The following is a 20704-nucleotide window of genomic DNA, read 5'->3' as shown; positions in this document are numbered from 1 at the left end:
CACCAAACACTCCGCAATTTGGTGTTACTCGCTTCGCTCAAACATTAACACAAAATTGCTCCATGTTCGGCGCTGCTGAACTGAGCGTTATAACGAAATAGTAAGATTCAGAAATGAAGTTAAGTAATGATTTTAGCGGTGCCTTAAGAATATTCGCATATTTTATGTCTAGCGGTCGACATAATATGCTCGAAGGTATTAACTATTTGGAATTGTATGGCAGCGAACCCAGCGCTATCGAAATGGTGTTTGCGATTTTTGTAAATGTACTTGAGCTCGATGAAGATGGTAATGTAACAAATTTTAAGTATGCTCAGAAAAGAGCAACAGACTACCTCAGGTCATACTGTGATAGAGACTTTGAAGTTAATCCGCCATATGAAGATTGGGAAATAACACTTTACCAAATGCCGACTACGTAGAAGTTCGCTATGGTTTTAGATTTGTTGCTGTAAAAAGTGTTATAACAATACTTTCAAGATGATCAGTCCGCTCTGCATTTTGAATTGTGTTTTCATTGCAATGTAACACAATTAAAAATACTCCACGGTCTGCCACTTAACATGGGCGTTATGCGCATTGACGGAGAATTTTTTGCGAAAATTTATTAACGGATTACTTGTTGGCGCAGGCTTTTCAGTCTCTTTTTTATTATTCATGCTGGTCTGGACCTTTACTGCTCAACCTAGAATAGACCGCATATTCAACGAAACCTATAATAAAGTCAGATCAGACTATGAAGTTTCATTTATCAATGAACTGGAAATTGAAGTTTTAAACTACAAATTACACGATGAAAGCTTTGTTATTAATTATCGAATGAAAAATTTGGGCGCTTCTTCTTTTGCTCATTTCTATTCAGTGAGATTTTCGGTAATTTCAGAAACGGATGAATTCATTGGTAATTGTGATCACGAAATCCCAGAAACGTATACAGATGAAGAGTATGTTTTTCTGAGTAAAAAGTGTTTAGAGCTTCAAAATGAAGCAAATAATGATAGCAGAATTCTTGTTTCTGTACTTAGAAATAGGGACCAGTTAGAGTTCAATATTGTCGAGAGTAAAAGTTGATTTGGAAATGCGCATAACAAGGCCTTTAAGCCATTCGCTCCGCTCACTTGGACAGCTAGTTCTCCGGTCTTATTGTGTATGGCTTCGCCATTATACACAAACGTCCTCCGTACTAGCCGCCACTTAAGGCTACGTTATGTAACTAATTAGGGAGAGAGGGTGAACAAGGAAACTATAGGGAAATATGTAGCAGTTTTGGGATTATTACTTTTTTGGGCGCCACTTTGGGGAATTATTGACTCGTATTTCATTATGTCCTCTTCATTCCAAGAGATAACTCTGTTTGGTGAAAATGAACCCAAGATATCACAGGAAGAAATGTCGTCAGCAGCCTTTTCTACATTAATAGGGTTCTTCTTATTCTTGGTTGCGCTTTGTCTTTTGACATTTACCGTTGTAGGCTTAAATTATCGAACTAAATGGCTATTTTGGCTATTAATAATATATTCAACATTGTTACTTATCGTATTCCCGATTGGCACATTGCTCGGAATAATTGTGCTGGTAGCGCTGGTTTTGAGTAGGAAAAAATTTGGACTTTCTGGTGACGTTACATAACAAACGACTAATGTCGTCAAATAAGTTTGACTGTGACACAGCGGCTACGCCACTGCGCACCATAGTCGGGCGTAAATTGCTATGTGAGTAAATTTATTACTCTTGATTCTATAAACTGCTAAACTAATCACAGTTAAATTGTTTGGGGATATTTTTATGTCGGAAGCTCTTAAAAACCTTATGGATAGCATTGATCAAATGAGCACTAAAGAGAAAGCTCTAGCTGCTCATTGTTTATTAGCAGCAATGGATGGACATGCAGATGGTGACGTTGAACAAGAGTGGATATCACTGGCAGAAAAACGAAGCAATGAATTGGAAAGCGGTAAAGTTAGCCCGACTACGTGGGATCAAATCAAGCAAAAATTGTAAGCTATATGCCTGATTTATTATTTCACCCAGACACCATAGAGGAAATAAAATCGTCCTTTGATTGGTATCAAGAACAAGTAAAAGGTCTCGGGTACGAGTTCGTACAAGAGTTAGACGATGCCTTTAATTCTATTCAATGCTTGCCGCAAACTTGGCCTAAAATGGGGCAATATCATAGGCGCTTTATTTTAAGTCGGTTCCCGTATTCTGTTATCTATAAAAACGTAGACGAAAAAACAATTTATGTTGTTGCTATTATGCATAACCACCGCAAGCCAGGGTATTGGAATGACCGCAATTAACAAAACAATTAAGACGGATTTTGTGCAAGAGCGGCACAAAACCGCCTATTGTAAGTGTTAACCCGACACGGAAAACTCATGATTGATTTCGAAGTTAAAAAAGAAATACTGAAACGCCTTGATGGGATCGAGAAGAAATTTGGTGTTCGAATTCTTATGGCAATAGAATCAGGCAGCAGAGCATGGGGTTTTGCATCACCAAATAGTGATTACGATGTTAGATTTATATATGCTCACGACAAAGACTGGTACGTCGCGGTAGACCTCGAAGATAAGAGAGATGTAATTGAGTTTCCTATTGTCGATGAAATCGATTTAAATGGTTGGGATGTAAGAAAAGCATTAAAGCTCTTTTGGAAGTCTAATCCTGCATTTGTGGAGTGGATCCAATCCCCAGTAACGTACATTGAGCAAGGCAATTTTCGTGAAGATGCTCTTTCTTTATTGCCAGACATTTATTCTGTTGAAAGAGGGATCTATCACTACAGGAGTATGGCCAAAACGAATTATAGAGGATATTTGAGAGACGCATTGGTTCCTCTAAAAAAATACTTTTATGTCTTACGCCCGCTTTTTTCAATTAAATGGCTCGAAAAGTATGGTTCAGTGGCACCTATCGAGTTTCACAAAGTATTAGAGCTTGTTGAAGATCCAGAATTACTTGAAACGATTCATCAATTATTAGAAAAGAAAAAAATAAGTGAAGAAAAGATGTTGGCTCCTAAAATTTCAGTCTTAAATAATTATATTGAAACGGAACTCAATCGTCTTGAGGACATTAAAGTTCCAAAAGCACAGAGAGTTACCGAAATGGCCAAGTTAAATGAACTGTTACATTCGGTGCTCGCGTGAGGGTCGGGCTAACAAGCGTTATGTGTCACCTTTTGAAATGACTTAAGGAAGTTTTATGAAAAAATATGAATATAAAGTTGTTGATACTAGAGATGTGGAGTCTGCAGGACTGTTCAAAGGAAGAAATCGCAGCGATGTTGAGAAATACTTAAATTTGCTCGGAGCCGAAGGCTGGGAGTTAGTAAATGTTGACTTTCGTGAGTTAGAAGGCGACCTTGAATTTGCAGGTATTATGAAAAAAGATGCATAAACTAAAATGCATCGTAGTTACCCGACTGTTTAGTTAGCTGTTTTTAATGAGCTATTTTCGGGTTCGGAAGCGATCTATCGATTTTTGACCGTCCGCTTCTGCCTCACAGGGGCCATTCAAGACCTCAAATAATATTAAGCTTTATGATAGTCCGACCAAAATAAGTAATTACATAAATATCAAACATTAAGCCTTTACTGGTATTAAAAGGTATTCATTTGAATGTATTCAATAGCGGCTAACAAGTTATTTTGAGCGAGCTTTAATTTAATTGAGTGGACTCTATTTACACTTCCCAAAATTAGCAATTCATCCCGGCCACATAACCCGAACTCCATGCCCATTGAAAATTATAGCCACCCAACCAGCCGGTAACATCAACCGCTTCGCCAATAAAGAATAAGCCGGGGTGGTCTTTTACTTCCATTGTTTTTGACGATAAATGGTCGGTATTAACACCTCCAAGAGTGACTTCTGCTGTTCGGTAACCTTCGGTGCCTGAGGGTTTTATTTTCCACGCATGAATACTCGTGCTCAAATTGGCTTTTTGCTTGTGGTTGAGTTGTTTCAACATCATGCTTTCTATTTGCAGTAGCTGTAGGAATGTTTCAACAAAGCGTTTAGCAAAAAGCGTAGATAAAAAGTTTTTTAATTGCAGCATTGGTTGGGCCGCAATTGCTTGTTCTAGCACCTCGTCAAAATTGCCGGTGGGGTAAAGGTCAACAGTGATATCTTCCCCTGGTAACCAATACGATGATGCTTGCAATACGGCTGGACCCGATAATCCTCGGTGGGTAATTAGCATGTCTTCGTTAAATGATGTGCGCGGGGTACTTACTGACACCGGAATGGATACGCCCGATATTTCGGCTAAAGGTGTTTTTAGTTCGGGTTGTAAAGTAAAGGGTACTAAGCCTGCTCTAGTAGGCAAAACTTCGAGGCCAAACTGTTCTGCTACTTTATAGGCAAAGGGTGTTGCTCCTAGCTTAGGCATAGACAAGCCTCCAGAAGCAATAATCAAACTTTTGCAGGTATATTTATCTTTGTTGGTGATCACACTATAGCCGGTGGTAGATGTTTTTTCTGTGTTTATCACTTCTGTTTGGAATGAAAATACCACGCCTGCTTTTTCACATTCTTTGACTAGCATAGCCACTAATTCTTTGGCTGAGTTGTCGCAAAACAACTGGCCAAGGGTTTTTTCATGGTAGGGAATTTTGTGCTTTTCGACTAAAGCAATAAAGTCCCACTGGGTATATTGGCTGAGCGCAGATTTACAAAAATGCCGGTTTTCACAAATGTATTTTTCGGGCTCAATATAGTAGTTAGTGAAATTACTGCGCCCGCCACCAGAAATTAGGATCTTCTTGCCAGGACGCTTTGCATGGTCAATCAGCAATACCTTTTTACCTTGCGCCCCGGCAACAGCTGCGCAATGCAAGCCTGCTGCACCTGCTCCAATAATGACCACATCAAATTTCAAATTACTTTCCCGTTTTTAGCATCAGCTAGGCTACTTTCAAGACAAAGCTTTAATAAGCAAATTTTTCAATTAAGCACGTGCTTGCGCTTAAGGCGCATAGTATGGGGTATACACTCACTGAGGTAAACACTAGCCAAGATAAAACCCGCTTGTGACAGTATTTTGTAATCACTTAGTAGAGACATTTGCTCATAGTCCATAATACATGCTAGTTTTATTATAAGTTGATGCTCAAATAAGGAAGGCGTCTTGACCGTAAAAGCCAATGGGAGTTGTCTGTGCAAGGCAGTAACATTCTCATTTAACATTAAAAACAAACACTTTGATGCTTGCCATTGTGCCATTTGTCGTACTTGGGGTGGCGGGCCCGCACTTACTGTTGAATCAGATGGTGGTATTGAGTTTAAAGGTAGTGAGTTTTTGTCAACGTATTCCTCGAGCGAATGGGCCGAGCGTGGGTTTTGCAGCAAGTGTGGTAGTAACCTGTTTTATAGATTGAAAGATCCATCACATAACTTTTGTAATTTCAATTTAGGTACTATCGACAATCATGAGAATTTTGAGTTTGTTGCGCAAATCTTTGTCGATGCCAAACCCGGTAACTATGACTTTGCCAATAAAACGAGCATGTTGACTGAGCAAGAGGTGCTTGCAGCTTTTGGGTTTGATAATAATAAACTTAATTAGTATCTCGCTCTATTTGTCGATTACTAAATGCCTTCGAAGTAAGCAAGCGGCCTCAAGTAAAACCTTTTCTTGATATTAGCCGTACACGATATTCAACTAAAGAATAACTTTAACAAAAGTTGGTCGTGCCGCAATGCATCGGAATAAATGCAAATTTGTGAAATTTTCAGCATGACTTATAGTTACTATACAAAAATATACCTCCTACCTTTATGAAGGAATAACAAATGACACCGTCTTTTCGATATCTTGCAATTTTCTTGATTGCTTTGAGTCAACAAACGTTCGCTAGTCCACTTATATTACAACCGGAACTTAGCCCAGATAAAAAAATGATTGCCTTCTCTTACCAAGGCGATATCTGGACTGTTGGTATTGACGGCGGACGCGCTAATCGACTGACCATTCACGAGGGTTACGAAAGAGCGCCTATTTGGCAAAAGGACAGCAAAGCGATTGCATTTACCAGTGACCGCTTTGGTAATAGTGATGTATTTGTTATTCCAGTATCTGGCGGCATGCCAAAACGCTTAACCTTTCACTCTGGCAGAGACCTTGCCACTGATTTCACGAAAGACGGTAAAGTATTGTTTAGCACACGCCGCACATATGCGCAGGTTGAGCGAGAATCTGAAATATATGCAGTCAGCACCCAAAGTGGTGAAACAGAAGCGCGCTTTATGGATGCATTAGGCATGGGCGCAGTGATGTCGCCCGATGGTTCTAAAATAGCCTTTATACGGGGTACTGCCAGAGTATCACGAGAAGATTATCGCGGCCCTGCAAACGGCAATTTATGGATATACGATCTTGAGTCTGATAAGTACACTCAGTTGACTGACAAAAGTGGCTCTGGTGCCACCGACACTATGCCTAAATGGGCTGATAATAAAACCGTATATTTTATTTCTTCCAGAGAGGGTAAATACAACGTTTTTGAGAGTGATTTAAAAGGCAGAATTAGTCAATTGACCAAAGAAACTGAATTTGGTGTAAATCATTTTAGTACCGACAAATCGGGCGAAACAATTGTGTATCAGGCAGGTGATAAAGTTTATAAATTCGACGTGTCGAGAAAGCGTAAAAGCGCGATTGAAATTGATGTAAATAGCGACTTTAGATTTGACCCTGTAGTGAATAAAAAAACAACGAATAAAGTTGAGCAATATGCAGTATCCCCCAATGGCAAACTTACTGCCTATGTTTTGCGTGGCGATATTTATGTGACCCGCAATGACAAAGAAGATAACCGCAGCGTCCGCTTAACACAGGGCGCCGAGCGGGACTTAGATGTAACGTGGTTGAGCAATGACAGTTTGTTGTTTGTGTCAGACAAAGCCGGCCAAAACGATATCTACATGCTTAAATCAGCAGACAGCGAACAGGCTAATATCTTCAAAAGCTTGAAGCATACAGTTAGGGCCGTTGCCAATACTCAGGAAGAGGAGCATTCTCCGCAGGTGTCACCCGACGGTAAACGTATCTCTTATTTGATTGGTAGAGGTAAATTGCTTACCGCAAATATTAACGAGAACGGTGATTTGTCGGCACAAGAAACTTTGTTAGATGGCTGGGATACACCTGAGGGTGTTGCTTGGTCACCAGACAGCAAATGGCTTGCTTATTCACTAGCCGACTTAAATTTTAACCAAGAAATTTATATTCATGCCGCCGACAATTCAGGTAAGCCAACTAACGTGAGCATGCACCCTAAATACGATATAAGCCCTGTGTGGAGCCCAGATGGCAGCAAACTAGGCTTTAGTTCTATGCGCAACAACGGAGACTTTGATATTTGGTTTGCTTGGCTGGATAAAAGTGAATGGCAGCGATCAAAAGAGCAGTGGAAGCGTTTAGATAAAGACGACACTAAAGACGATAAAAAAGATAAGAAAAAAGACGACAAAGATGAATCCGATGAAGCAAGTGAAGACGACAAAGAAAAAGAAGAAGTCGCCGAAGTTATTACCATTGATTTCGATGGCATATACAAGCGCCTTGAACAAGTTACCCGTTTTGCCGGAAACGAAACAAGCTTAGTCTTTGATGAAAAAGGCGAGCATATTTATTACGCGACCAGTGGTGGTGGCCGTCAAAACCACAAAGTTGAACGCAATTTATTCAAAATTAAATGGAATGGTGAAGATAAAAAGATGCTACTGAAAGGCGATGCATCCCCTTCACAATTGCTTTTAAATAATAAAGGTAAGCATGTTTTCGCCCTCACTAGTGGTGGCAAAATTACGCGCATTGCGACCAAAGGTGACAAATCAGAAACCCTTAATGTGTCTTCACAGATGACAATAAATTACGCAGAAGAACGCGCACAAATATTTGATGATGCATGGCGAGCCCTAGGTGCTGGATTTTACGACCCTAATTTCCATGGTCAAGACTGGAATGCTTTGCGTGCCAAATATCGTCCATTGGCTTTAAAGGCCTCAACTAAAGAAGACTTTCAGTATATCTTTAATTTGATGCTTGGGCAGTTAAACGCCAGCCATATGGGCTTGTTTAGAGGAGAAAACCAAAAGCAAACCCAAACCACGAATTCTGGCTTACTAGGCATTACAGGGGTGCATACTAAATCGGGTTTTGAAGTAAAATCGGTACTGCCAGGTAGTCCTGCTGATCGTGAAGAAAGTAAGTTGGTTGTTGGCGACGTGATCATGTCGATGAATCAACAAACATTAAAAGGTAAAAATTTATATGCCTTATTAAACGGTCAGGTTGACTCACCAGTGCTGCTGCAAGTGAAGTCAGCTGACTCTGCCGACACCGCTGGCAATGAAATTGTGATATGGCCTACTGCAAGCTTGAGCAACGCAAACTATGATGATTGGGTTGAAAGCCGAAGACGTTTAACAGACGAGTATTCCAAGGGTCGTTTGGGTTACTTGCATATTCGAGGTATGAACTGGTCCAGCTTTGAACGTTTTGAACGTGAATTAATGGCAGCAGGTTATGGTAAAGAAGGCATAGTCATCGACGTTAGATATAACGGTGGTGGTTGGACAACTGACTATCTAATGGCCGTATTGAACGTAAAACAACATGCTTATACTGTGCCGCGTGGAGCTGCCAAAGACCTAGAAAAAGAGCACAGTAAGTTTAAAGATAGCTATCCTTTTGCGGAGCGGTTACCTTTGTCAGCATGGACTAAACCTTCTATTGCGATGAGCAATGAGAATAGCTACTCAAACGCCGAAATTTTCTCCCATGCCTATAAAGCACTCGGATTAGGAAAGTTGGTTGGGCGTCCTACTTTTGGTGCAGTGATCAGCACCGGCGCTCATCGTTTAGTCGACGGCTCGATCGTGCGTATGCCATTTAGAGGTTGGTGGGTGAAAGAGTCGGGTGACAATATGGAGTTTGTGCCAGCGGTACCTGATATTGAAGTATTTAATCCGCCAGCTTATAAAGCTAAAGGTATTGATCCTCAACTAAAACGTGCGGTAGACGAGCTGATAAAAGACCTTTAAGTTAGTGGATTCCTTAACACAAATCGCTTTGGGCGGTGCAGTGGCTTATGCGGTTGCTGGGCCTCAAGTGGGTCGCAAGGCCATATTGTGGGGCGTCGCTTTGGGCACTTTGCCCGACTTGGACGTATTACTGCCTTATGGCGGTGAAGTTGAAGCTTTTACTTATCACCGAGGATTCAGTCACTCGTTGCTGATGCATATATTGATCACCCCAATAATTGCTTGGCTCGCACTAAAGCTCCATCCACAAACCTCGGAACATAAAATACGCTGGGTACTATTAGTTTTTTTGTGCTTAAGTACCCACGCTATTCTCGACAGCTTTACCGTTTACGGCACCCAGTTGATGTGGCCTCTTACAGAATATCCATTTGGTGTGTCTAATTTATTCATCATCGACCCACTTTACACTTTGCCTTTGCTTGTAGGGTTTATTTGGGCGAGCCTACCACTAAAAAATAAGCCCTTAGCGTTTAAAGCAAATGCATTGGGCTTAGTCATAAGCAGTCTATACATATGCTGGAGCCTTGGAGCAAAAGTTTATATTGACAATAAAGTCGAACAAGCTTTGTCAAAAAGAGCCATTGTACCCAAAGCTTACATGAGTACACCAGCACCATTAAATACCTTGTTGTGGCGCATTGTGGTCATGTCGGAAGGTGAATATCACGAAATTTATGCTTCTGTTTTTGACCAAGTCGACGAAGTGAGTTTTAACACTTACTCTACACATCCAGAGCTATTGGATGACATCTCACAAGAGTGGGGTGTACAAAGGCTTCAATGGTTCACCAAGGGTTTATATTCAGTCCGTGCATATGGGAATAAAGTTGTGTTAAGCGACTTACGTATGGGCGTTGAGTGTAATTATGTCTTTAATTTTGTGGTCGGTGAATTTTTGCTAGAAAACGAGCCTAAAAATGTGAAAATAGCTAGCTTTGAACGTTTTACACAACGCCCAGATTTTAGAGGCATAAGTGACATTTTTGAGAGGATAAGCGACCCGAGCGTAACGTTAGCACCCGCTAAAAACGATATCAAATGCTCGCAAATACCATCGCCAAATCAATAATTTGTTGATGCTCCAAAACCAATAGAGCCCTTAACGAGATCTCAGTTATCTTTGGGTGTACTCTTCGGCTTTTGCAGCAAGATAGCAATAATAAGGAAAAGTAAGGCACTATGAAGTTCCGGGTTGCCTACTACACCGATACTATTGATCATCCAGTTGTAGATAACATTCACTAGTGTGATAGCACTGATAATACAAAAAACAACAGCCACTTTTAACTGCATTACTTCTCCTTGATTGGGCAATTAGCTATGCAATGTAAACCTAAATGTGGTTCCGGTTAGTATTGCCATACTGCTTAGTTATTGCGTCATTTGCATTCGCTTGTTCTGCAAAGAATTTGCCGACTTTATACCAAAATCCTTTGTCATCATGGTCAACACTGCCTTCAACTTCGTGACCGCCCGATACACAATTAATTTCTTCTGAATTTAATGTTTGCATATTAGTCTTCCTTCCGGTGATCGTTATAACCTTGAATGGCTTGGTCGGCAAAATCAACAATGGAAGCAATTGATGCCATAACACCAATATACGTTAATGCTGTCGCTATTCCGCCGCTAACTTCCGCTAGCTCTGTTTCGTTAAGTTCATAATTTTTCATTTGAAAATTCCTTTTTTTAAAATAACAACGTCCTGTTGTCGGATAAAACAATAGCGCGTCGCTATGCTGCTAACAACTGTACTAAGGGACAGTATTTTGAATAACCAACTTTTGTCGAGCGTGTTTTCTTATTTGCCCACAACCAATTAATAAGGGAAATAAACTAAAGAATATGTGCCCTGAAAATGCAATGTAAGAAAGTGGGCCGAATAAAGCAATAAGACTCGAACCGACGCAAACGCCAGCTGCAATGCTCCATACTAGTAGTTCTGTTCGAGTGTCAAAGCTTTCATATTGATTGAGCTTAAGTAATTCTCTCTTTGAATACGCATGCCAATATAAGCCAACAAAATTAAGACATAACAACAAAAAGCCAATAGCATAGTTAATAAAAACAAAGCGTAATTCCCAGTTAGTTTGATAGCTAAATTCCAATGGAAAATAACCATCGCTTAATACTTGAAATAAGCCTTGCATCATGATGCGTAGGGGATACACATATACCAAGACGATAATTATAAGAGCAGAACTCAAAAAGATGGTTTTGCCGTCTTCTAAGCCAAAACGCCTGCACCAAGTCGCATGGGTATGCCATATCCAAATAATGATTGCGCAACTGGCAGCAAAGGCAGGTACTTGTTTCATATCTTCAATGAAGATTTTCATATCCGTGCTTATTTCACCCAAAGAAATCATCATCATGGTCACGGCAAAAGCAAAAGCAGCGGCCACGAAGGTCTCGATGCGAGTCATATTTTCGCCGCGGTTTCGAAATGAAGTATTGATTGGTTTATCCATGTCTTCTTTTTACTCGACTATTTATTGTGACAATACCGACTTAAATAGATGATTTAAATGATTAATCCGACTTTCCCTTTTTCTTGTGCTCCAACATAACTTTCAATTCCTTGTAATTCAATATGTATAAAGTCATTAATTTTGATGGTTTAAGCCTTAGATGATTTCGACAAAGTCCAACTGAAATAAGTGTTGAACGTTTGTTGTCTAAATACTTCGATGGCATTAGCGGGCAGAGCATATGCAAAAGTAAGACTTTTAAGCACTCTTACCTATTGATGAAATTTATCTTGCACTATCTATTAAAAAGGATTATCTTTTATATGTACCATCTGATGTAAGGGTACAAATGGTTATAAATATACAATTTACTAATTAGAGGTGGTCATGATCACTATCGATCTTGATTCAAAAGAACCGTTGTTTAGTCAACTCATCAACCAAATTAAAAAAGCGGTTGAAACGAAAAAGTTGAGCCCTGGTGACGCTTTGCCATCAATACGTCAACTGGCGAATGAGCTAGAACTCAACTCAAAAACTGTGGCCAAGGCATACAGTTTATTAGAGCGCGATAATGTAATTGAATCTAAAGGTTACAGAGGGACATTCGTTCATCCACAGGCGCCAAAGAATGTACAGGTGGATATAAATGACTGGCTAAATGAACAAATGCAACTAGATGTTGCACGTTATCGGAAAGCTGGTGCCACCGATTCTGAAATTAGAATTGCGTTTACAAACGCGGTTTCGCAAACAGGAAATTAGGAGTTTATTATGTTCGAATTACTGATACAAAACGTTTATTGGTTTATGTTTATGCAGGTTATTGTGACCCTACTCGTTATTCCAATAATGAGCTTTAAGCGATTTGATATGATTGCTAATGCTTATTGCGAAACATATTATCCGAGCGCTAAATCCGACGTTGAAGTTTATAAAGCCTCTAGGGTTAAACGTTTGTTCATCATTAGTGCAGTATGTTTTCTTATTGGTATTTCAGTAGTAATGCATGCAACCGTCAGTACCACAGAATTGTTCAATTGGGACAACCAAGCAGGTATGTCGATTCTCTTTTTACTAGCCATGATCCCTGTAGCAATAATGGCGTTTGATCAAAAGGGTCTGTTTGCGTTACTTAAACAACATATCGGAAGCAAAAGAAAAGCGTCTTTGTCTCCACAAAAGTGGCAGGAGTATTATCCAAAGGGCTTGTTGTCTTTGTTGCTCGTGGGACAATTAGTGTTTGTAAGTACCATTATTTATTTCGCAAAAAATCCATTTGATGGTTTTGCCGGTTATAGCAACTTAATAGGTTTATTGATTATAAATCTTGTCTTTATCGCCACGTCGCTAGTGTTGTATCGGAGTAAGAGAATGGGCGCAATACAAGAGCCCGAGCAACGTAAAGCGATAAAAATAAAAGCTATCAAAATTAACACTCTCGTTTGGTTAGTGGCGATATATCACCTGTCCATTTCGATGTGGATAGCGGGTCTACAATTAGAAGGCCTCAAATTGCTGACTCAGTCGGTGTATCTTCAGTTGATAATTTTTTTGACGGCTTACACGCTTTCTTTACCCAGACCGATTAGCCTTTCTAAAGTTTAAATAGATAATATTTTCAATGGTTTGAAGCTTAATAAATGAGTCGCTGATTACTTGAATTAAATAATAATTTGGCTAATTTGTGGGCTGAGTCATAGGCATTTGTTGCAACAAGTAAGCTTATGATTTACTTTGTTTATTCCAGTGTGTAACGCGCACACTTTCTATTGTTCACAATTGCTAATAATAACAATGAACAATAAAAGCAATATCTGACAGGAGATATACATGAAGTTGCTACATGCCTTTGCTGTTTTAATCACTTCCTTTTCCCTTTCTTTTAACACTCAAGCCGCCGATAAAGACGAAGAAGGCTTAATGGCCGATTCTTTATTTACCAGCATGAAGCTGCGTAATATCGGCCCTGCCTATATGTCAGGGCGAATTGCAGACATTGAGGTGGATGCAAAAGACCCTTCCACTTGGTATGTTGCAGTAGGTTCTGGTGGTGTTTGGAAAACCGAAAATGGAGGTATTACTTGGGCGCCAATATTCGACTCTGAAGCGGTTTATTCAACCGGAGATGTCACAATAGATCCAAGTAACTCAAATATTATTTGGGTAGGGACGGGCGAAAATAATGGGGGTAGACACTTAAGTTTTGGTGATGGTGTATATCGTTCATTAGATGGCGGTAAAACATGGAAAAACATGGGCTTAAAAGATTCTGAACGTATCTCGGATATTATTATTCACCCCAGTGACTCCAATACAGTGTGGGTTTCTTCGCAAGGGCCATTGTGGTCTAAAGGTGGTCAACGTGGCTTGTTTAAAACCACCGATGGCGGCAAAACATGGGAAAACGTGCTAAAAACAGACGAATGGACAGGTGTTACCTCTTTAGTCATCGATTCACGTAATCCCGATAAACTCTATGCAGCAACATGGCAACGCCAAAGAACCCTTCCAACTTATGTGGGCACGGGCCCGGGGTCTGCCATACATACTACTGACGACGGCGGCAAAACATGGCGTAAGCTAACGACTGGATTACCTGAAACTGATATGGGTAAAATTGGCTTAGCTATTTCGGCTATCAACCCAGATGTAGTCTATGCAGGCATTGAATTGAATCAACGAAAGGGTGGTTTGTATCGCTCAGACGATCAAGGTGCGAGTTGGACAAAAATGTCTGATGAGGTAGCCGGCGGCACAGGCCCTCATTATTATCAAGAAATATTTGCCGACCCACACCGTTTTGATCGTATCTATTTAGCCAGTAATTACACTAAATACAGTGATGATGGTGGCAAAACATGGACACCAATGAACGTAAAATATAAACATGTTGATGACCATGCGATCGCGTTCCATCCGACCGACAAGGACTTCTTGTTAGTAGGCAGTGACGGTGGTATTTATGAAACTCAAGACGACATGAAAAAATGGCGTTTTATAGAGAATATGCCCATTACGCAGTTTTATAAAATTGCAGTGGACGACAGTAAACCTTTTTATTATGTGTATGGCGGTACCCAAGACAACTCTTCACCTGGCGGTCCATCACGCACTACAAAAACTCACGGCATTAAGAACAATGATTGGTTTTTGATTTTAGATTGGGATGGGCACCAGCCAGCCACCGAACCAGGTAACCCAGATATAGTTTATGGGCAACGTCAACAAGGTAATTTAGCCCGTTTTCATCGCTCAACAGGTGAGTATGTGTCTGTTATGCCTCAAGCAAAACCAGGCGAACCAGCTGAACGTTATAATTGGGATGCACCTATTGTAGTGTCTAGTCACGATCCTAAACGCTTGTATCATGCATCACAAAGAGTGTGGCGCTCTGACGACCGTGGTAATAGCTGGCAAGCGATTTCGGGTGATTTAACTAAAAACGAAAATAGAATGCACATGCCCGTGATGGATAGAACCTGGTCAGTCGATTCAGGTTTTGATTTACTCGCAATGTCGAATTACAACACCATTGCCAATATTGCTGAGTCGCCTTTAGACGAAAATATTTTATATGCCGGCACCGACGACGGCTTAATTCAAGTGACTTCAAACGGCGGTAAAGACTGGAAGACCTATGAACTCGATGATATTCGAGGGATTCCTGCCACTGCTTATATCAATGATATCCGCGCCGATTTATTTGATAAAGACACTGTTTATGCTGCTTTAGACAATCATAAATACGGCGATTTTAAACCCTATTTGATTAAGAGTACTAATCGCGGCAAAACGTGGAAGTCTATTGCATCTAACTTACCCGACAAGCATTTGGTTTGGCGCCTTGTGCAGGATCATGTGAACAAAGACTTACTATTTATTGGCACCGAATTGGGCTTATTTTTTACCGTTGATGGCGGTAAGCAATGGACTGAGCTTAATGGTGGCGTACCCACGATTTCGTTTAGAGATGTCAAAATTCAACGTAGAGAAAATGACTTGGTCGGAGGCACATTTGGACGTGGTATTTATATCTTAGATGACTATTCCCCGCTTCGTACAGTGAGTAAAAAAGCCTTAGAGCAAGAAGCCTTATTATTCCCTCTACGCGACGCGCTTTGGTACATTCCAGAAAGCTTGCATACCGATTCTCATGGTGATTTTGAATACCGTGCCGAAAACCCAGAATTTGGTGCTACCTTTACTTATTATCTTCGCGATGGCATGAAATCTCTCAAAGATAGAAGAGAAGAAAAAGAGAAACAAGCTGAAGAAGAGGGCGATTACCCTTTATATCCTGAATGGGAGGTAGTGGAAACTGAATTAAGAGAAGCAGAGCCAAGTGTGTATCTGCTTATTAAAAATGCTGAAGGCAAGATTGTGCGTAAAGTAAACGCTGAAGCAGATAAAGGGCTTCATCGCGTCACTTGGGATTTACGGATGCCGTCGGCGAATTCACTCGGTGCTTCTGCTAGTTTCTTTGGTGATGTTGGGCATTTGGTCGCCCCAGGCGTTTACACTGCCTCATTGCACTCTACAGTTAAAGGCAAAACTCGAGATTTGGCTGCGCCAGTTAGCTTTAATGTAACACCTTTGCATGAGCAAACTGTGCCAGGTGCTGTATCAGCAGAACAACGTACAACACAATTAAAGCAGGTTGAAAATCTGAGGCGTAGTGTATCTATGGCCAATACTCAGGTAGACGATTTACATGCTAAATTAAAATCTTTCCGTATAGCCTTAGATCGTTCCTTAGCTGAGCCTAGCCAATTAGAAGGGCGTTATGAGCAACTTAGACAGGCAGTATTTGCCGCCCAAGAAGCATTAAATGGCAAGGCCGCAAGCAGTGGCATGGGCTCACAACCCGCTAGCATTTCGAGTCGACTGTTTATGATAGAATTTGCTCGCGCCAATACTTGGGGGCTTACCCACACCCAAAAAGAACAAATGGTGATTGTGCAAGATGCGCTTAATGTATTACAGCCTAGTTTGGAGAAGTTAATGCGACAAGATTTTCCTGACTTCAAACAGTCATTGCTCGATGCAGGCGCACCTTGGATGCCGGTAGGTTTAATGAGAGAGATGTCTGATGAGCCTGTCGAGATAGATTAAGCTTCTAGTTGAAGCCAAATGGATAGGAGAGCCAAGTAAAATGAGTACGCAAATGTTGTTTAGGAAGGTCCACCACTGGGGATCTATCCTAATTGCGATTCCTTTAGTCATAATGATTGGTACCGGCGTGTTGCTGATGCTGAAAAAGGAAGTTGAATGGATTCAACCTTCTAGCCAAAGCGGTGTCGAACAAAACCTTTTGCCTATGGCATCATTACAAGACATGTTTGATGCTGCTATAAGTGTTGAGAAGGCCGGCTTTACTACTTGGGACGAACTTGAACGCGCAGACCTAAAACCAGGCAAAGGCATTATTAAGTTTGTCTCAAAGTCTAACTGGGAAGTGCAAGTTGACACCCATACTGCAGAAGTACTACAAATTGCACAGCGGCGCAGCGACGTAATTGAATCTATTCATGATGGTAGTTTCTTTGCCGAGTGGATTAAATTGGGCGTGTTTTTACCTGTTGGTGCAGTCCTATTTGTTATGTGGCTGACAGGGCTCTATTTGTTTGGTTTAACTGAATATAAAAAAGCCAGTTATCGTAAACATAAGTATCGAAGACGAAAGAAGTAGTTGCATCCTAGGGTATTTATAAATTTGAGGTAAATTTATGTTTGCTTTTGGATGCTTTTTGACGCACGGTTATTAATTGTTAACGCTTTTTTAAGACTAGTGTTTACGGCCAGATCGGAGCAAAGATGTGTCTTTTAGAATTGTTGGCAATCACTCAGTCAATAAGTTATGGTGATGCACAATCTTAGCCATCGTGACAAGGAAAAAAATATGCTTTTGCGCCGTGTTATGGAGCATGTTAAAACACAAAATTGGACTGCCGTATTTCTCGATTTGATTATTGTAGTCGTGGGTGTATTTATCGGTATACAGGTATCGAATTGGAATGATGAAAATGGCCGACTAGCTAAAGAGCAAGCCTATTTAGCCTTGATTCATGAAGAGCTAATGCAGAATAGTAAAACTACTGACAATCTCCTAGAATATTATTCTACCGTTACAGAAGCAGGTGAAAGGGCGCTTGTTTATTTAGAGGGTGACACGGATTGCCAGACAGCTTGTGAAGGGCTGTTAATCGATTTTTTTCACGCATCTCAACTCTGGGCAATTGCCCTTGATCGCACGGCTTTTGACGAGGCGATCAAACTAAGTTTCCCCACCGATATTGCACTACGTGAGGAGCTTTTCAAAACCTACGATCTAATTGATGCCTTTGGGCTACTCAATCAAGAATCGCCGCCCTTTCGCATTACTGTACGGGGATATTTTAATCCTGCTGCAGCACGCATTCTATGGTCGGGCTGCTGGGAAGTGGATGTTGATGCAGTCCTCGAATCACTTAAAAGGGACTGCGAAAGTAGCCTTGTTGCCACTGACGCCGCATCAATGCTTCGCGATATAAGAGCCGACGCTGCTCTTGCGCCAATGCTCCGTTTTTGGATAGGCCAGAATATTAACGCTATGGCGAATTATCCAGTTCTAATTGAGCGTACGAAAAAAACAGCAGACACTGTGTTGTCAGAGGTAGCGATTTCGTCGTAATCTTCGTCTGCATCGCCCAGTGCTTTTCCTTATTGAAAAAACACTGGGCAGATTAGCAAGCTAATCGTAAGCTATTTTAGATGTTTTAGAAGTTATTATTAATACTCTGACCAAATGTTTCGCGTGGATTTCCGTCTTGTCCAGCTTCGCCTAGCGTATAGCTATTTCCGCTGATAATAGGCGTTAAACTATCGTTTGCGTCGCCGTCAAAAATCCCGACAGACCAACCGCCACGACCGGCTGCGTCAGGCTCATTTGTAAAGTCAGCGGCGCCACCGGTACCGCCATTGCCAGTATTGAGGGTGTTGTCCGTGATGTTGGCAGGCGTTGAGCCACCGACAAAAATGGCAAATGAAGGGCCACCCCCACCAGAGCCACCAGAGCCTCCGATACCACCCCGGCCGCCATCACCGCCATTACCGCCGCGGCCACCTTTAGCATTACCAAAACCTTGCGTGCCGCTTGCACCGTCACCCCCTATGCCACCAGCTCCGCCAGCTGATCCAGTACCGCCAATGCCGCCGCGACCGCCGTTTCCTGAGCTTATTTGATTGTTGATTATGTTGTGACTATTACCACCAGCAATGTGAATACCAATGGATGCAAAACCAGAGAGAGCACCAAAACCACCTGCACCGCCGTCTCCGCCTTCACCACCGCCGCCACCAGCGCCACCGTTAGCACCGACCGCACCAGCTGCACCGCCGCCACCGCCTCCGCCACCACCGCCAGAAAATCCATCTGAACCAATTTCACCACGCGATCTAAAAAACCGCCCATCACTAAAAATACTGCCAAAGCCGCTCGATCCGGCACCAGGGTTGCCTCTTACACCATTGTCACCCCTTCCTCCATTGCCGCCGCCCCTGCCTTCAGGGGTAGAAGTGTCTGCGTCAAAGCCGCCTGTTCCGGGAGAGCCCCCTCTCACTAAGGGAACTTCTCGTCCACTGCCACGTATCCCATTATCGCCACCCGCAAATGAGGTAGTAGCAGCATCTCCACCAGCACCGCCGTTCCAGCCGCCGCCAGATGAAGCACCGCCGGCACCACCATTTGTATTTAGTCCAACGCGCCCATCTTCACCGTCGACCCCGTCTCTGCCTTGATCGCCGGTTCGAGCACCGGCGTTTGATGTGTTTTTTGCATTACCGGCGGTAATATTGCTATTGGTCACCTTTGTAGTATCGATGTTATCAAAATATATGGCATAAGATGCACCGGTGCTGCCATCAAAGCTGTTTTCGTCAAAGTTTTCCAGTAACACAGTAGCATTATCGATGGTAAAGCTAGCAGAACCACTTTGTGCAAATACACCAATGATATTGAAACTGTCGTCTAGCTGTGTAGACGAAACTAACAAATCAATCCCCGATACCACAGTAGAAACATCTACATTTCTATAGATAAGGCCATTTTCTGTTGCTTGCACACCGGTACGATTGTTTACAATATCTCTGGACCAATCTGCGCCAAATCCGCCATAGATACTATTTCCTCCACTTAAAGAAAGTTGTCGACCTGGAGATGTTTGCAAATCTAGTCTTTCAACGTCAGATGGCGTCTTGATATATACATCTTCTTGGTCAGCTAAATTACTTAAGACATTAGCTAAATTTGTGAAAGGAGCGTCGATGCTACCAGTGCTTGTTCCGGTAAATTCGGCATCAACGAAGATGGCTGTTGTTGTATCTTCTACTACCAAAACTTGAACTTGAGCGGTATCGGAACGGCCATTTGCGGTTGCGGTAACCTCCAAAACTAAAGAGTCCACATCTTCTGGTGCAGAAAAACTTGCCGAGGCTGAAGTAAATCCAGAACTATTTGAAATGGCAGCACCAGAAATTTGTCTCCAGCTATAAGAAATGGCGTTACCGTCGGGGTCGGTAGCACTTGCAGTAAGTGTTAGCTCATTCCCACTGCTGATCATAGCAAAGCTCTCTGCAGTTACAGTGGGGGGCGTGTCATTTGGAGCGCTTCCTCCGCCTCCAACATTGCCGCCACCGCTATCTCCACCGCCACCCCCGCAAGCTGATAGGCTTAGCGCACTGATTACAGCAAGGCTCACGAATGATAGTTTATGTGTTTTGGCCTTATTGACCGGTTGTGATGATGTATAGATTTGCATGTATTTCTCCATTTTAATCTGCGAAACGTTCTAGCGTACAAGGCCCCAACACAAGGCGATGATGGTGCTAAATCGGAATTGATTGTTAGTCTTCATTGCTTAAAAGCGCAAAGCAGACAAAAACCCCTTCAAAAAAATGGAATTAATTTAGAATTGTTAGAATTAACTATCAAAAATCGTGGGTAGCAGACTTTCTTTTAGAAAAATTTGAAGGGTTTTTTGATGTTTTTACGCTTAGTAGATATCACACCTGTTTTTTGCAAAGGAAAATGTCGATGTAAGAGTAAATAGTTAACTAAAAAGGTTTGCGATTTTGGGTATGAGTGCTGTGCCAATATGCTAAGGTTTGATAATGATTGCACAACGATAAAAGAC

At 41.6% G+C, this 20704-nt stretch carries 21 protein-coding genes; 15 read left to right on the top strand and 6 right to left on the bottom strand.

Annotation, left to right across the window (positions count from 1 at the left end; genetic code table 11):
* The first annotated feature begins 113 nt into the window (after positions 1 to 113).
* The 7 genes from RM552_RS12945 to RM552_RS12915 all read left to right on the top strand — a co-directional run bounded on the left by RM552_RS12945 (position 114) and on the right by RM552_RS12915 (position 3405).
* Positions 114 to 422: a DUF7677 family protein gene (locus RM552_RS12945; protein ID WP_311369275.1), complete on the top strand. Its 309-nt coding sequence runs from the start codon at positions 114 to 116 to the stop codon at positions 420 to 422.
* 157 nt (positions 423 to 579) lie between these two features.
* Positions 580 to 1071 (top strand): hypothetical protein, encoded by a 492-nt coding sequence (locus tag RM552_RS12940; RefSeq protein ID WP_311369274.1) that lies wholly within the window; start codon positions 580 to 582, stop codon positions 1069 to 1071.
* A 159-nt stretch (positions 1072 to 1230) separates the two neighbouring features.
* Complete coding sequence (locus RM552_RS12935) at positions 1231 to 1629, top strand: hypothetical protein (RefSeq protein ID WP_311369273.1); 399 nt, start codon at positions 1231 to 1233, stop codon at positions 1627 to 1629.
* Positions 1630 to 1785: 156 nt separating this feature from the next.
* Positions 1786 to 2001 (top strand): addiction module protein, encoded by a 216-nt coding sequence (locus tag RM552_RS12930; protein WP_311369272.1) that lies wholly within the window; start codon positions 1786 to 1788, stop codon positions 1999 to 2001.
* A gap of 5 nt (positions 2002 to 2006) precedes the next feature.
* Positions 2007 to 2303 carry a type II toxin-antitoxin system RelE/ParE family toxin gene (locus tag RM552_RS12925; protein ID WP_311369271.1) on the top strand — a complete coding sequence of 99 codons (297 nt, stop codon included), beginning with the start codon at positions 2007 to 2009 and terminating at the stop codon, positions 2301 to 2303.
* Between the two features lie 78 nt (positions 2304 to 2381).
* Positions 2382 to 3155, top strand: coding sequence for a nucleotidyltransferase domain-containing protein (locus RM552_RS12920; protein WP_311369270.1), 774 nt, complete (start codon positions 2382 to 2384; stop codon positions 3153 to 3155).
* A 55-nt stretch (positions 3156 to 3210) separates the two neighbouring features.
* Complete coding sequence (locus RM552_RS12915) at positions 3211 to 3405, top strand: DUF4177 domain-containing protein (protein WP_311369269.1); 195 nt, start codon at positions 3211 to 3213, stop codon at positions 3403 to 3405.
* Positions 3406 to 3706: 301 nt separating this feature from the next.
* On the opposite strand, the gene RM552_RS12910 is transcribed toward RM552_RS12915, so the two are convergent.
* Positions 3707 to 4888, bottom strand: coding sequence for a BaiN/RdsA family NAD(P)/FAD-dependent oxidoreductase (locus RM552_RS12910; RefSeq protein ID WP_311369268.1), 1182 nt, complete (start codon positions 4886 to 4888; stop codon positions 3707 to 3709).
* A gap of 249 nt (positions 4889 to 5137) precedes the next feature.
* On the opposite strand from RM552_RS12910, the gene RM552_RS12905 reads away from it, so the two are divergent.
* The 3 genes from RM552_RS12905 to RM552_RS12895 all read left to right on the top strand — a co-directional run bounded on the left by RM552_RS12905 (position 5138) and on the right by RM552_RS12895 (position 10129).
* Entirely contained in the window at positions 5138 to 5575 is a 438-nt protein-coding gene (locus RM552_RS12905; RefSeq protein WP_311369267.1) for a GFA family protein, read from the top strand.
* A gap of 227 nt (positions 5576 to 5802) precedes the next feature.
* Positions 5803 to 9057 carry a S41 family peptidase gene (locus RM552_RS12900; protein WP_311369266.1) on the top strand — a complete coding sequence of 1085 codons (3255 nt, stop codon included), beginning with the start codon at positions 5803 to 5805 and terminating at the stop codon, positions 9055 to 9057.
* A gap of 4 nt (positions 9058 to 9061) precedes the next feature.
* Complete coding sequence (locus tag RM552_RS12895) at positions 9062 to 10129, top strand: metal-dependent hydrolase (RefSeq protein WP_311369265.1); 1068 nt, start codon at positions 9062 to 9064, stop codon at positions 10127 to 10129.
* A 41-nt stretch (positions 10130 to 10170) separates the two neighbouring features.
* Here the strand turns inward: RM552_RS12895 and RM552_RS12890 are convergent, their stop codons facing one another.
* The 4 genes from RM552_RS12890 to RM552_RS12875 form a co-directional block, all read right to left on the bottom strand.
* On the bottom strand, positions 10171 to 10353 hold the full coding sequence (locus tag RM552_RS12890; protein ID WP_311369264.1) for a hypothetical protein: 183 nt from the start codon (positions 10351 to 10353) through the stop codon (positions 10171 to 10173).
* 40 nt (positions 10354 to 10393) lie between these two features.
* Positions 10394 to 10573, bottom strand: coding sequence for a hypothetical protein (locus RM552_RS12885; protein WP_311369263.1), 180 nt, complete (start codon positions 10571 to 10573; stop codon positions 10394 to 10396).
* 1 nt (position 10574) lies between these two features.
* Positions 10575 to 10733, bottom strand: coding sequence for a class IIb bacteriocin, lactobin A/cerein 7B family (locus RM552_RS12880; protein ID WP_311369262.1), 159 nt, complete (start codon positions 10731 to 10733; stop codon positions 10575 to 10577).
* Between the two features lie 81 nt (positions 10734 to 10814).
* Entirely contained in the window at positions 10815 to 11531 is a 717-nt protein-coding gene (locus RM552_RS12875) for a TMEM175 family protein (protein WP_311369261.1), read from the bottom strand.
* 387 nt (positions 11532 to 11918) lie between these two features.
* Between RM552_RS12875 and RM552_RS12870 the strand changes: the two genes are divergently transcribed.
* The 5 genes from RM552_RS12870 to RM552_RS12850 all read left to right on the top strand — a co-directional run bounded on the left by RM552_RS12870 (position 11919) and on the right by RM552_RS12850 (position 18204).
* On the top strand, positions 11919 to 12296 hold the full coding sequence (locus tag RM552_RS12870; protein WP_311369260.1) for a GntR family transcriptional regulator: 378 nt from the start codon (positions 11919 to 11921) through the stop codon (positions 12294 to 12296).
* A gap of 9 nt (positions 12297 to 12305) precedes the next feature.
* The gene (locus RM552_RS12865) at positions 12306 to 13139 is read left to right on the top strand and encodes a hypothetical protein (RefSeq protein WP_311369259.1); all 834 of its coding nucleotides are present in this window, start codon (positions 12306 to 12308) and stop codon (positions 13137 to 13139) included.
* 225 nt (positions 13140 to 13364) lie between these two features.
* Positions 13365 to 16646, top strand: a complete 3282-nt coding sequence (locus tag RM552_RS12860; protein WP_311369258.1) for a VPS10 domain-containing protein — start codon at positions 13365 to 13367, stop codon at positions 16644 to 16646.
* 40 nt (positions 16647 to 16686) lie between these two features.
* Positions 16687 to 17223, top strand: a complete 537-nt coding sequence (locus tag RM552_RS12855) for a PepSY-associated TM helix domain-containing protein (protein WP_311369257.1) — start codon at positions 16687 to 16689, stop codon at positions 17221 to 17223.
* A 210-nt stretch (positions 17224 to 17433) separates the two neighbouring features.
* On the top strand, positions 17434 to 18204 hold the full coding sequence (locus tag RM552_RS12850; protein ID WP_311369256.1) for a hypothetical protein: 771 nt from the start codon (positions 17434 to 17436) through the stop codon (positions 18202 to 18204).
* 85 nt (positions 18205 to 18289) lie between these two features.
* Here RM552_RS12850 and RM552_RS12845 read toward each other — a convergent pair whose 3' ends face one another.
* The gene (locus RM552_RS12845; RefSeq protein ID WP_311369255.1) at positions 18290 to 20329 is read right to left on the bottom strand and encodes a PKD domain-containing protein; all 2040 of its coding nucleotides are present in this window, start codon (positions 20327 to 20329) and stop codon (positions 18290 to 18292) included.
* Between the last annotated feature and the right edge of the window lie 375 nt (positions 20330 to 20704).

It is taken from the genome of Glaciecola petra (genome assembly GCF_031846345.1).
In the GTDB taxonomy this organism is placed as follows: domain Bacteria; phylum Pseudomonadota; class Gammaproteobacteria; order Enterobacterales; family Alteromonadaceae; genus Glaciecola; species Glaciecola petra.
Note: the sequence above shows the minus strand (reverse complement) of the source record. Positions and strands in the feature narration are given on the sequence as shown.

Bases quoted from the DNA above. Each gene is read 5' to 3' on its own strand.
- RM552_RS12945 (WP_311369275.1), top strand. From the start codon at position 114: ATGAAGTTAAGTAATGATTTTAGCGGTGCCTTAAGAATATTCGCATAT.
- RM552_RS12930 (WP_311369272.1), top strand. From the start codon at position 1,786: ATGTCGGAAGCTCTTAAAAACCTTATGGATAGCATTGATCAAATGAGC.
- RM552_RS12925 (WP_311369271.1), top strand. From the start codon at position 2,007: ATGCCTGATTTATTATTTCACCCAGACACCATAGAGGAAATAAAATCG.
- RM552_RS12920 (WP_311369270.1), top strand. From the start codon at position 2,382: ATGATTGATTTCGAAGTTAAAAAAGAAATACTGAAACGCCTTGATGGG.
- RM552_RS12915 (WP_311369269.1), top strand. From the start codon at position 3,211: ATGAAAAAATATGAATATAAAGTTGTTGATACTAGAGATGTGGAGTCT.
- RM552_RS12900 (WP_311369266.1), top strand. From the start codon at position 5,803: ATGACACCGTCTTTTCGATATCTTGCAATTTTCTTGATTGCTTTGAGT.
- RM552_RS12890 (WP_311369264.1), bottom strand. From the start codon at position 10,353: ATGCAGTTAAAAGTGGCTGTTGTTTTTTGTATTATCAGTGCTATCACA.
- RM552_RS12885 (WP_311369263.1), bottom strand. From the start codon at position 10,573: ATGCAAACATTAAATTCAGAAGAAATTAATTGTGTATCGGGCGGTCAC.
- RM552_RS12880 (WP_311369262.1), bottom strand. From the start codon at position 10,733: ATGAAAAATTATGAACTTAACGAAACAGAGCTAGCGGAAGTTAGCGGC.
- RM552_RS12875 (WP_311369261.1), bottom strand. From the start codon at position 11,531: ATGGATAAACCAATCAATACTTCATTTCGAAACCGCGGCGAAAATATG.
- RM552_RS12870 (WP_311369260.1), top strand. From the start codon at position 11,919: ATGATCACTATCGATCTTGATTCAAAAGAACCGTTGTTTAGTCAACTC.
- RM552_RS12865 (WP_311369259.1), top strand. From the start codon at position 12,306: ATGTTCGAATTACTGATACAAAACGTTTATTGGTTTATGTTTATGCAG.
- RM552_RS12860 (WP_311369258.1), top strand. From the start codon at position 13,365: ATGAAGTTGCTACATGCCTTTGCTGTTTTAATCACTTCCTTTTCCCTT.
- RM552_RS12855 (WP_311369257.1), top strand. From the start codon at position 16,687: ATGAGTACGCAAATGTTGTTTAGGAAGGTCCACCACTGGGGATCTATC.
- RM552_RS12850 (WP_311369256.1), top strand. From the start codon at position 17,434: ATGCTTTTGCGCCGTGTTATGGAGCATGTTAAAACACAAAATTGGACT.
- RM552_RS12845 (WP_311369255.1), bottom strand. From the start codon at position 20,329: ATGCAAATCTATACATCATCACAACCGGTCAATAAGGCCAAAACACAT.